Below are 11,619 nucleotides of genomic sequence, written 5' to 3'. Positions count from 1 at the left end.
ACCTTCTAGATAAGCTAGGACGGCTTCTAATTTCTCCTCAGTCGAATACTTAGACATAAAAAACTGCACCTCCAGATGTTAGACTGTGTCCAACAATTGGGGTGCAGTTCACAAGGACAGCTCCTTTTTGATGTTCGTGGAAGTAACGGGCAGATTAATGCAGTAAGGCGCTCTTGTATTGATAATTTCAAGGTTCAATGCATATTTTTTCAGAGAATTTCGCAACCATTCCTTGTATATCGCCGTCTAATGCTTACGAATACAATAAAAGTAACCAGAGTTATTTCATCATTAAGTTCTTTTGCATTCTTACGTCTTTAAAAAATAGGGGAGTTTAGATATGAAAAAGTTTATTTTAGGTTTAACATGTGGAGTTGCTTTAACTGCAACGACTGCGGTTTATGCCGCTGACACCATACAAGCGTATTTGTTTCCAGCAAAATTTGTTATTAATGGTGAAAATAAAATTGCCCAGGGATACGAAACACTGAATTATGATGGACATGCTTACGTTCCAGTACGTTTTATTGCTGAGAGCATGGGGTCAAAAGTCGCTTATGATGATGCTTCAAAAACCATAACAGTTGATAATGGCTTTAACATTATCGACCCGAATAATCGTGAAATCAATGCTGGACATTTATCCATCATAAAGGAAGGAAATCATTCAATTATAAGCGGCAAACTCTATATAAGTTATTTTGCGTGGGACCATAAGTTTATAGGCGGTTATCAGTCAATGACCCGTCACAATGACCCAAATATTGATGTGACTAAAACAAACGTGACTGGCAACCTTGCTTTCTGGAATGACAAAGGAGAACTCATAGAAAAAGTCCCTTACGAAGTAAAAAATGCTCAACTTGGTGAGGAACAATTTATAAACTTGCAAACTACAAGCCAAAAAGATTTATCAGGTTATGCCACAGTTACATTGGAAAGTCACCAGCCTACTCCTACTCGTATTGTTGATTTAGGTACAGGACTAGAACAATATGTAAAGGATGCTGAAAACAAGGTTAGTTTTGGTATTCGAGATGTGATTAAAACAGGTGAATACAGTATTGTGAGAGCTATTCAATATTCGGATAAACCAAACGAAGTATCGGAAGACGCACCTATTACGTTTACATTCTTAGATGCTAACGGAAATAGTCTTGGTACGGCTACAACGACTCTTGGAGCAGATAAACCTAAGGGTATGATAGACTTTGCTGTATTCTTGGGGAAAGGTGACTTCACTAATTACAAATCAATAACTGTTCAGGTAGGCAAGTAGCACATGAATCAATAAACTTGTTATTTCAGTAACGGTCCAAAGTTAATCCATTACTACGCTAACGGATACGATAGCTCCATAACAAATATCAAGCAGGCTGCCGGTGATAAACTCGGTGGCCTGTTGTGCTAAACCAGCTAATATCTTGTCAAGATTTTTCAATAAAAGCTTGAGAAAGATAATGCTATACTAATATCTGTGCATGCCAAACAACCCTCCAGTAGGATCGTGGAAGGTTTTTCCTTTATTGGTCCTCTAGGCCAAGTCGAGGAATGTTTCCTTGCGTCTAAGCAGGGCAAATATCCAAGGTAGAAGCTTGTTTACACAGGCGATCATTGCGACTTTATGCGGCTTTCCTTCGGCAATCTTCTTGTCGTAAAAAGCCTTCATTTTTTTGCTGCCGGTGCGTCTTAAGCTACAGAGTACGGCTAAGAATAAGCTGTGACGGAGCCTGCTGGATCCACGCTTCGTGATTCGGTTAATTGTAGCTGTAAACTTCCCAGAGATATGAACACTAGGGTCCACTCCTGCGAAAGCAACCAGCTTCTTCGGATGATTAAACCGATCGATTTCACCGATTTCCGAAATAATCGTTGCCGCGATTTTTTCTCCGATACCGGGGATTGATTGGATAATCTTATATTCTTCAATTTCATTAGCGAGGGCATCCATTTGCTTTTCCAGGGTCGTTAGATGCTCTCGATAATGAAGTAACATGCTGACGTACATTTCAAGGCTAATCAGATGGCTCTGGAATGGTGCCTTACGGAAGGGATTCCGCGTTGCTGCAGCAAGCAAAGCCTCAGCTTTACCCATTGCCCATCTCTCTGAGCGGCGCATACATATAGATGCAATCTTCTCCGATATTTTCGCTTTTCCGGCTCTCAGAACAGCCTCAGAAGTCGGAAACTCCAGCAAGGTTTTCAATGAAACCACAGCGTGAAGATCCCCGAAAACACCTTTGTATTCAGGAAATACCTGATCCAATACAGCTTGGAACTACAACTTGATTTGAATATATAGACCGGTAACCGCATCGTGCTGTCTCGTCAAATTTCGGAGATTAAGCAGCTGAATACCTCTTGTCTTGTGATGCTCGAAGTCCTCTTTGTAAAACAGCTCACAGAGAGCGTATGCGTCTACGGCATCAGTCTTTACCTTTCGCAAGCTCGATGATTTCTTAGCTTGGTAAGACAGGATTGGATTAACCACAACAAACAGGAAGTTATGCTCCTCTAGAAACCGAGTGACGGGGAGATGGTAATGACCTGTGGACTCCAGGATGATCATCGGTTGTTGGTTGCTTTCTTCCTCAACGAGCTTTAAGAACGAGTGGAAGACCTCCAATCCTTCTTGAGTATGATAAACTGTGAAGCTTTTGCCGTAAGGCTGGCCCTTGTCTAAGAAAGCCTGGCCCTGACTTTCTCCTTTCGCAATATCTAGGCCGATAACAGGGTTCATTTGATCACCTTCGCTCGAATGTAATTGCCGGTAGCCCCTAATCCCGCTTGTAGTGTCATAGCTTCGCTTGTTATTCGAGATCAATGTCTCAACCAGCCTCAAACATGTTTCTACAAGTAGGGGGTGAACAGTTTAGCGCACGGGGTCAAAGCCCCACGGGCAGAGACGTTCTACCCCGGCTACCATACTAAAACCCTTAATGAAAAAGAGTTCAACCAGTAAATACTGGCTGAACTCATAATACGAACGGGCAGAATAGGCGTAAACAATGATGCATGATGGCAACGGATTGATGTCATAATCTTAAAACATGTTATAATATTCCCGTAAACAAACTTAGCTGAGAAGAGTAGAGAAGAGAAAGGTGAGATGAGAAATGATTAATTACCGAAGAGCAATTTTACAAGATGAACAAAGGGTTTTTGATTTAGCAAAAAAGTTAGCAACAAGTGCTGTTGTGAATGAGAAAGACTTCAAGAATGTCTATCTTCAACTATTAGAAGATGGAAATGTAGATATTTTTGTTGCAGAATTAGAATCAAGATTAATTGGATATGTACTAGCTTTCCATCATCATACATTTTATGCAAATGGTTTAATTAGCTGGGTGGAAGAGTTGTACGTAGATGAAGAATATAGAGGGAAATATATAGGAAAAGCATTGATGGAATTGATAGAAGATGCGGCTAAGAACCGAAATTCTAAATTAATTGCTCTTGCTACTCGAAGAGCGAGTAAATTTTACGAAGCAATAGGATACGAGCAATCTGCTACATATTACAAAAGGACTCTTTAAGTTTGTTTTCCTTTTTTCATTAGTTATTGCGCTAACGGAAACGTTAGTTCAGCAACTCAGGAGCAGTTTGCCGCGGCAGCTGCTCCTTTTGTCGTTAAGCTATTAGGCAGAATCCGCTAATGAATCATTAGAACAACTTATGCTTTTTGAATTGTAGAATCGGCAACTAAGTATTAGAGTGCCCTGATTAAAAATATACGGCAGCCTTTGGACAAGAAAACAAAGTCCTAGACTGCCACTCTCATTGCAACAATATTTAGTTCGTTTTCTCCAGTTGATATGAAAGGATGGATACACCGGTAGAGGTCGTTTGTACTTTATCAAGCTTAAAACCTTTTGTATAGCTTTCGTCTTTGAAGAGGCGCTTTCCGCTCCCATGTACGACCGGCTGGATCATGAAATGATATTCATCGATGAGATCGTGCTCCATTAACGTATGAATAAGATCGCCACTTCCATAGATCAAGATATCCTGACCTGGCAATTGCTTCAATTTGGACACTTCTTCCACAATATTACCTTTGATCATGGTTGCATTCCATGGCCCCTCTTCTAAGGTTGTAGATGCAACATACTTTGGATAGTTGTTCATTCTGTCGGCAAAACCTACTTCATCCTCCATGGTTGGCCAAGCTGCTGACATCCCTTCATAAGTCACTCGTCCCAATAAAAGAGTATCGCTAGAAAATAACAAGGCTCTTTGAAATTCCCCAACCTCTTCATTGAAGTAGGGTGCTGTCCAAGCCGGATTCTCCATAACGCCATCCAATGTCAAATACATCGATACTTTTACTTTTCTCATTTTCAAAACTCCTTTTACCCTTTTTTTGGCATGCCAATTTTTGGCCTCGTAGATAAATATATGAGTTAATCACCAAAGTGTCAAGTTTTATTCACTATATGGTGTAATTAAATATGGTTTTGTGTGGATCTGATATCAACTACTTAGTGTAATTAATGTTGACTTGAATCCCTAAAATCAATACGATATACCTAATGTAAGTACTGGAGGTAAACGAAATGGGTGAAATACGCAATGCTGAACGTACCCGGAAAGCGATACTTCAAGCAGCCAAGGAAGAGTTTTTTGATAAAGGTTACACGGGTGCTAGAATTGATTCGATTGCGAAACGAGCTGGAATCAATAAGAAATTAATCTATCATTACTTTAAAGGTAAAGATCACCTTATTGATGAGGTCGTTGATGATTTTCTTACATCATTGCCACAGGGGAATTTTTTTCTCCCAGCAAATCCGGTACATATTGCGGAATTCCGATACAAAGTTAATCTAGAACATTTGATGGATTTTCTAAAGTTTACGGCTTGGGAAGCTATAGATAATATCCCTGAAAACAGCAACGGCGTTGAGCGGAGGATGAAACTCCTACAGTCTTATGTAGAGGATATGAAGTCTAAACAGGAGATGGGGTTGGTACCAGAGGAGCTAGATCCGGCACTAATCACTTTATTGATTTCAAGCATGACGATTTATCCACTTCTTTATAGTAACGTTACCCGTATGATCACAGGGTATACTGCAGAGGATCCAGAATTCCAAGATAAGTGGGCACAGTTCTTACGTATTATTAGTGAACGCATTTTTGAAAACAGAAAACCGAAATAGTCCGATCAAAAAGAAATACGGAGAGGGATTTCTGAAGAAATCGCAAGTATGCATAAGCAGGGGGATCGTTAAACTAACTGGGAACGATAGCACAATAATAAAACAGGCTGCCGGCAATTCGGCAGCCTGTTCAAGTAACGGGCAGGTTTGTGATGTAAATATTTATGTATATTCTTGATAAATTTTACAATTATTCATTCCTAAATATGTTATTATAGGATAGCGATAAACTTAATGAAACCAATGTAATCAACATCAAATTGCGTACTTAGAAAGTTGTTGAAGTTATTACAAGATTGGGGTAATCCTATGAAAAAGTGGTTTTGGCTAATATTTTTGATAGTGGTTTTAATCATTGCTTATACAATCGTCTTTGGCTTTTCACTTTACATGATTCCAATTATTTTAATATTTGCAGGTATAGCTTTTTTAAAAATACTTAACTTTATTGAAGGATCTAAACAAAATGATACAGATGAGTATTATAGGTCGCTGGAAAGAATTAATAGAAAAAGATAAGAAAGAGTTTCGGGAATGTCGTATGGGTCATAATTGTAAACCTTAGTTCAATAACGTAGGGCTGCCCATAAATTTGGCGGCCCTATTACGTTAAAGGGCATTAGAGCGTGGCGGTAAGCTACGTACCTTTGAAGTATCGGGCAGGACAATGATAAATTTCCATGTAAAAATAATGGAAAATGATGTATGATAACTGAACGTATGTTCTTTATTTTGGCATTATATATTTAAGCGAAAAGAGGCTTGTATTCCATGCTAACTATTATGAAGGGACCTTACTTACAATGGCCTACTGAAAATTCCATAACCATTATGTGGGAGACATCAGAACCTGCTTCTTCAACTGTAAATGTCCTAATGGCTGAACGAATACACAGCGGATATCAGGGGAATTACAAGAAACCCGAACAAGTGCTAGTAACCGTAGACGAAAAAGAGTATTCAACGATTCATCAGCTTACAGTTAATCATTTGGAACCCAATACCCTTTATTTTTATCAGGTACGTTCGGTGAATGAGCGAGGTGAGATCGAATCAGGATACCACTACCTCAAAACGGCAGTTCGGAGGGGAGAGTCGTTTTCATTTACTGTGACGAGTGAAACTGGTGGATATAGCGGTTTCGATAAATCCGAAGGGCAAATAAATCGGAATATATTTAGTCAAATGCAAAGATACCGCCCCGATATTACCTTGTTTATTGGGGATATTGTTAATGACGGCAATAATTACGAGGATTGGGAGAAATATTTTTTTGGCCCAGGTAAGGAGTTCCTAACGAATACTCCGTTTTATAGTTGCTTAGGCAATCATGAGGATAATGCCTCATGGTACTATGACTTTTTTGCTTACGATTCCCCAAAAAATTACTACTCGTTTGACTATGGAGATACCCACTTTATCTGCTTAGACAGCACAGATTTTATTGAACGTGAAACCTACCCAAATAGTTCGGGGAAGATGGCACCTGGGAATGAGCAGTTTGATTTTTTTGTTCGCGATTTAAAATCAACTTCTGCAAAATGGAAAATTGTTTATTTTCATTATCCTCCTTTTGTATCTGGTGGGTATCAGGTGGAAGATTTACAAGAACTAAGCCCTCTAATGGAACAATATGGAGTCGATTTGGTCATTAATTCACATACAATTGTGTACGAACGAAGCCACCCAATCTGTAATGGTAAGGTCGATTTTGAAAAAGGGATCGTTTATATCGTTGCTGGTGGGGCAGGAGCGATGCCTGATTGGTTTTTACCTAAAAGATCTTGGCATACAGCACAATCCTTAGCGGTACCCCATTTTCTTAATGTCGTTATGACTACTAATTCTTTGGAATTGCATGCATTAGATGAGCATGGAAGATTGTTCGATAAGTTTTGTTTGTATAAGGAGTCAACTGGGAAACGAATTCACCTCTAAGATTGTTCAACTAACGAAAACTATAGTTGAATATGCACATGGAAATGGGGATGCTGCTTATTTGCGGCATTCCCATTGAGCTATTTGGCAGAATAGTGGAAACAATTCAAACGTTGTTTCGTCTATATCTGAAGACAATGAGGTAGACAAGAAAGCAGAAAAATATCAAATCACTTTCCGCTACAATTACGATTTAGGATTTGTCGTCACAAATGTAAGTGAAAATAATGAACCCCCCTAAGTTATTGCGCTAACGGATACGATAGCTCCATAACAAAGATCAAGCAGGCTGCCGGTGATTAACTCGGTGGCCTGTTGTGCAAACGGGCAGGATAGTTCAATCAATTCACGAATACCTCAGATATGGGAATTTGCTGAAAAGAAGGAGGGGAATAATGGATAATTCTCTTAAGGAACTAGCTGAGGAGACATTAAAATACCTTTGTATTGGTTCACAAATTGAAGGAATAAAATTTTATGGAACACAAATTTTGATTTCCGAATCAGAAACAAATGGGCACAGAATTGATGGACAGATTTATCTAAACATTGAAAGTAGATTCAAAATCTACGAGTCATATCCAGAATATATTCCACACCATGAGGATGAACTACCTGATATGGATTGGATTGATGGATATAAAATACTATGTGAATTAAGATTAAAGAGAATTACGAATGTTAAGTTGGGGGAGTTCATTCCGCACCTTTTTATATACTTCCAAACTGGGGAAGTTCTATTTATATTTGGTCATAATGCTAAGTATGAGTCTTGGCAATTAGGGGTATGGAACAATTCCAACAAGGATGAGCATTGGGATGTTATTGCAGTTCCAGGAAATAATATCGCGGTATTTACTCCATTAAGCTAATGGGACACGCTAGTAAGGAGCTGCTGCGGCAGCTTCTTTCTGATGTTCGTTGAAGTAACGGGCAGGATAGTTCCAATATGTGTTAATATTAGTGAGTCCTTATATTTGATTTTTGAGGAGTAGGTGATTCAAATAAATAGGAAGTTAGGCGTCATTCATCATGATCTACTTGCCACTCAAGATTTGGTTTATAACGTGTGCGAATTTGATTGTTCCGAACCATGCTTAGAAGTTCAAAATGCGGAATACGGGGCCTATTTGTTTCAAGCGAATACACGCTTGATTCGATTTCGTGTAGCAAAAGTGACTCCCTCGAAAGTTGGGCAATTCGTTACACTATGGCGGAGAATGGAGGATGGTACAACTCGACCATATGATGGATCAGAGGAAGTGGATTACTTTGTAATTAGTACACGGGATGGTAATAAGTTTGGTCAATTCGTGTTTCCTAAAGATGCGCTATTACAATACAATATTGTTTCAAATAATGGGAGCGGCGGGAAGCGTGGAATACGAGTTTATCCATCATGGGATATGCCAACAAGCCATCAGGCTCTAAAAACTCAGAATTGGCAGTTAAAATACTTTTTCGAAATACCACTCAACGAACCAATAAACGTTGATCGTGCAGTAATGCTCTATAGCCAATGAGTGATAAATATTTTGTTCGACGCTCAACTAACTGGGAACGTTAGCTCAGAAAAATAATAACTAATACGCGGCTGCCGACATGGATCGGCAGCCGCGTTGTGCTAAAGGCAGTTAGTAATGATGATGTTTACTCTATAAAAAGGAAATAAATTAACAATAACGAATATACTAATGGAATTTTGAAACGTTTAGCTCAGATATTAGGACTAACACTGGGGGCTCAGCAATTAAGTGATTTATATTTTGTTTTTAGGTATTTGGTTATACGTATGGCCATTATCGTTTATGTTATTTGATACTGGCATACATTTATGGAACTCAATGTTCTTCATGCTAATCAGCATGTTTCCAGTTGCTTTTGTGGTATGTCCCATCATAGCAAAGAATTTACAATCTAGCAGACACCGATTAGCCAGCATACTCAATCTTATTCCTAAACTTTGGGCAACAGTTTTTGTTGTCACCATGATACTGATTGATAAATTATCCCGCTCTTAATTAAACTAACGGATACAATAGCTCGATAAATAATACAACGAGGCTGCCGCTGGATCAATGACAGCCTCGTTACGTTAACGGGCAGATTACTTATGTTCAACAAATCTTGTTTTAGCTACCACCCCTTGGTGAAATATATCAGGAACATACGTTTGCATAACAATTGCGCTTTACTACAGATACAGGAGGAAGAACAAGTGGTTGAAATCGTTGAAAAACAGCAATTTTCAGTTATCGGTAAAATGGGAAAGGGGCTTGCTAATGAAGGACCCAAGTGGATACCTCCATTATGGCAAGAGGCAAATAATAACTTTGTTGAGATAAGCAACCTCGCGAAGTTGGATACTGAAGGTAACATAGCTGGGATTTGGGGTGCTATGAGTGATGTTGATGAGAAGTTTGAAAGGTGGAAAGAAGAAGGAAAATATTTAGCAGGATGTGAAGTTCTAGACAACGCTATAGCACCAAATGGGTGGACAAAATGGGTTATTCCAGCATTTAAGTATACTGTGGTTAAATGTACACAAGATTCTTATAAAGAAACTTTTCATTATATGATTACAGATTATTTGCCACTAAATAATTACACAATCGTTGGGGCAATTCAAGAATTCTATTCTCCTAAGGATAATAACGGCGAGTTGTCATTATACTTCCCAGTTGAAAAAATATAGTGGTATCAGACATTAAGCTAACGAAAAAGGAGCTTGCTTTGGGCAGCTCCTTTTTCGTTTATTGAAGTAATGGGCAATTATTGTAATTAATGAGTATGTTTTTGTGGTAGTATTTAACATATATCTTATTTCTAAAGTAAGGGGTACTTGTGAATGGAAGCCTGGAAACCGTATGAGGAGGTAAGAAACCATCCACCTGATTTTAGAATTAGATACAGGTTTTTTACTGAGCAAGAAGGCGGCAGAAAAAATCCCGTTTATCAGGGCTTACGGTGTGACTTTTCATATGACGGTGATAATATTCGTGAAACAGGTATATTCGCTATTCATCCTGAATTTGAGGATGAATTAGGAAATGTTATTTTAGATAGAACTCTACCTATTCCCCAACATGGAACAGCGAGGATGTGGATTCTTTTCCCTCAAATGAGAAGAGAAGTACATATAGATAGAATTAAACTAGGAGTCATTGGTTATTTTGTGGCTGGGGCAAGAAGACTTGGACAACTTGAAGTAATTGAAATTCTCGGATTGTACGAAAATTCCGAGAAATTGAACTAACGCAAACAATAGTTCATTGAACCAGCTCCATCTTGCAGTGGGACATACGTGGAGATATTACTCGAAGTAAGGAGTATAGGACATGGAAATTCAATTTAGTTTCGTAACTGATGAAAAGGCAGTAGATTTTTGTAATAAAATAATAACAATTATGATAAATCATTTCCATATTTCTGAAAAAGAAGCATTGGGTAGAATAAATCGGCAGTGGGAAAACAATGGCGATTTTGTCGGATTAGATATTAGATATCACGAATTAACGGAGTACTGGGCTTATTTAATATACTATGGTGATGGCACTTATTATTGGTATAAAGATAAGGAGAAATTAACCCCAATACCATTCCCATAATAATTTCTGCTTTGACTAGAAAGCGATGGGAAAAATGCTCAAACGGGACACAATAGTTGAACGAAACACGGAGCAGTTTGCTGCGGCATCTGCTCCTGTTCTCATTGAAGTAACGGGCAGTATAACGCAACTAAGTTAGTTAAAAATACGTCTTATATCCAGGAGCAATAAGAGGTTATTTATCGGCTTCAAGAAGCGAAATTGAGGTGAAATTGGTGTCAAATAATAGGATTTTATTTTCAATTTCAGTAGTCATTCTATTAGTTTCAATTATACTGACATGGATTTTTGCGATGACTGGGTTTAAAATGCATTTTTCAGGAGGTTTTGGCGAGAGCCGAATTCCCATTCAACTTATTGAAAAAGAGAGATTGTATTGGAACGGTTTAATTGCTTTTCTCACTGCTATCATATCAACTATCTTCGCCATCATGAGTAAACGAAAAGTGTACATTATTATCAATTTGACAGTTATGATTATTTTGAACATTACAAATTTGTATACGTTATATTTTATAAAATCTTACCCAATCGGCAATATCGCTCTTTAAATGGGAATGAATACTGATCGGAAAGGAAGATCCAAATGCCAAAGGAAAAGCAAGGTTTACTTTTCAAAGAATCAAAGTGATCACTGAGGGACAAGAAACGATAGTTTAAGTGACGAAGGGGCTGCGCGTTGCAGCCCTTCGCTCAACTTTCGGGCAGTAGAGTTAATATAATAGAATAAGATCTTTACCACGTTCTGGAATTAACATAATGTATACTTGAAGTAAATGAAATTTGCTGGAGGTCATTTAATGGTGCTACAAGATGTCAAGACAGCATTTTTAATATAATTAAGGTGTGAAATGGTTCACAATCTTTGTTTAGAGTCCATGGATTTAAGCCTTAGACCTACTTCTTCGATT

11 protein-coding genes and 1 pseudogene are annotated in these 11,619 nt (G+C 38.3%); 10 read left to right on the top strand and 2 right to left on the bottom strand.

Going from position 1 to position 11,619, the window contains the following annotated elements; all coding sequences use genetic code 11:
• Positions 1–340: 340 nt before the first annotated feature.
• Positions 341–1,279, top strand: coding sequence for a stalk domain-containing protein (locus ICC18_RS33120; protein WP_188178649.1), 939 nt, complete (start codon positions 341–343; stop codon positions 1,277–1,279).
• Positions 1,280–1,534: 255 nt separating this feature from the next.
• Here the strand turns inward: ICC18_RS33120 and ICC18_RS33115 are convergent.
• Positions 1,535–2,740, bottom strand: a pseudogene (locus tag ICC18_RS33115) (IS110 family RNA-guided transposase).
• A gap of 376 nt (positions 2,741–3,116) precedes the next feature.
• Here ICC18_RS33115 and ICC18_RS33110 point away from each other — a divergent pair.
• The gene (locus tag ICC18_RS33110; protein WP_188178648.1) at positions 3,117–3,536 is read left to right on the top strand and encodes a GNAT family N-acetyltransferase; all 420 of its coding nucleotides are present in this window, start codon (positions 3,117–3,119) and stop codon (positions 3,534–3,536) included.
• Between the two features lie 256 nt (positions 3,537–3,792).
• On the opposite strand, the gene ICC18_RS33105 is transcribed toward ICC18_RS33110, so the two are convergent.
• Positions 3,793–4,338, bottom strand: a complete 546-nt coding sequence (locus ICC18_RS33105) for a dihydrofolate reductase family protein (protein WP_188178647.1) — start codon at positions 4,336–4,338, stop codon at positions 3,793–3,795.
• 218 nt (positions 4,339–4,556) lie between these two features.
• Here ICC18_RS33105 and ICC18_RS33100 point away from each other — a divergent pair, with 218 nt between their 5' ends.
• From ICC18_RS33100 to ICC18_RS33065, 8 genes are all read left to right on the top strand, one after another.
• Positions 4,557–5,162: a TetR/AcrR family transcriptional regulator gene (locus ICC18_RS33100; RefSeq protein WP_188178646.1), complete on the top strand. Its 606-nt coding sequence runs from the start codon at positions 4,557–4,559 to the stop codon at positions 5,160–5,162.
• Positions 5,163–5,471: 309 nt separating this feature from the next.
• Positions 5,472–5,681, top strand: coding sequence for a hypothetical protein (locus ICC18_RS33095; RefSeq protein WP_188178645.1), 210 nt, complete (start codon positions 5,472–5,474; stop codon positions 5,679–5,681).
• Positions 5,682–5,933: 252 nt separating this feature from the next.
• On the top strand, positions 5,934–7,100 hold the full coding sequence (locus ICC18_RS33090; protein WP_188178644.1) for a purple acid phosphatase family protein: 1,167 nt from the start codon (positions 5,934–5,936) through the stop codon (positions 7,098–7,100).
• Between the two features lie 317 nt (positions 7,101–7,417).
• Positions 7,418–7,972: a hypothetical protein gene (locus ICC18_RS33085; protein ID WP_188178643.1), complete on the top strand. Its 555-nt coding sequence runs from the start codon at positions 7,418–7,420 to the stop codon at positions 7,970–7,972.
• A gap of 123 nt (positions 7,973–8,095) precedes the next feature.
• Positions 8,096–8,623: a MepB family protein gene (locus tag ICC18_RS33080; RefSeq protein WP_312029648.1), complete on the top strand. Its 528-nt coding sequence runs from the start codon at positions 8,096–8,098 to the stop codon at positions 8,621–8,623.
• Between the two features lie 695 nt (positions 8,624–9,318).
• Positions 9,319–9,795, top strand: coding sequence for a GyrI-like domain-containing protein (locus ICC18_RS33075; protein WP_312029647.1), 477 nt, complete (start codon positions 9,319–9,321; stop codon positions 9,793–9,795).
• A gap of 153 nt (positions 9,796–9,948) precedes the next feature.
• Positions 9,949–10,356 (top strand): hypothetical protein, encoded by a 408-nt coding sequence (locus tag ICC18_RS33070; protein WP_188178641.1) that lies wholly within the window; start codon positions 9,949–9,951, stop codon positions 10,354–10,356.
• 82 nt (positions 10,357–10,438) lie between these two features.
• Complete coding sequence (locus ICC18_RS33065) at positions 10,439–10,708, top strand: hypothetical protein (protein WP_188178640.1); 270 nt, start codon at positions 10,439–10,441, stop codon at positions 10,706–10,708.
• Positions 10,709–11,619: the final 911 nt, after the last annotated feature.

The organism is Paenibacillus sedimenti (assembly GCF_014534655.1).
Classification (GTDB): Bacteria; Bacillota; Bacilli; order Paenibacillales; family NBRC-103111; genus Paenibacillus_E; species Paenibacillus_E sedimenti.
The sequence above is the reverse complement of the archived record's forward strand: the minus strand, read 5'-3'. Positions and strand labels throughout refer to the sequence as shown.

Coding starts and splice junctions, on each gene's coding strand:
- ICC18_RS33090 (WP_188178644.1), top strand. CDS start 5,934: ATGCTAACTATTATGAAGGGACCTTACTTACAATGGCCTACTGAAAAT.
- ICC18_RS33110 (WP_188178648.1), top strand. CDS start 3,117: ATGATTAATTACCGAAGAGCAATTTTACAAGATGAACAAAGGGTTTTT.
- ICC18_RS33095 (WP_188178645.1), top strand. CDS start 5,472: ATGAAAAAGTGGTTTTGGCTAATATTTTTGATAGTGGTTTTAATCATT.
- ICC18_RS33100 (WP_188178646.1), top strand. CDS start 4,557: ATGGGTGAAATACGCAATGCTGAACGTACCCGGAAAGCGATACTTCAA.
- ICC18_RS33065 (WP_188178640.1), top strand. CDS start 10,439: ATGGAAATTCAATTTAGTTTCGTAACTGATGAAAAGGCAGTAGATTTT.
- ICC18_RS33120 (WP_188178649.1), top strand. CDS start 341: ATGAAAAAGTTTATTTTAGGTTTAACATGTGGAGTTGCTTTAACTGCA.
- ICC18_RS33070 (WP_188178641.1), top strand. CDS start 9,949: ATGGAAGCCTGGAAACCGTATGAGGAGGTAAGAAACCATCCACCTGAT.
- ICC18_RS33105 (WP_188178647.1), bottom strand. CDS start 4,338: ATGAGAAAAGTAAAAGTATCGATGTATTTGACATTGGATGGCGTTATG.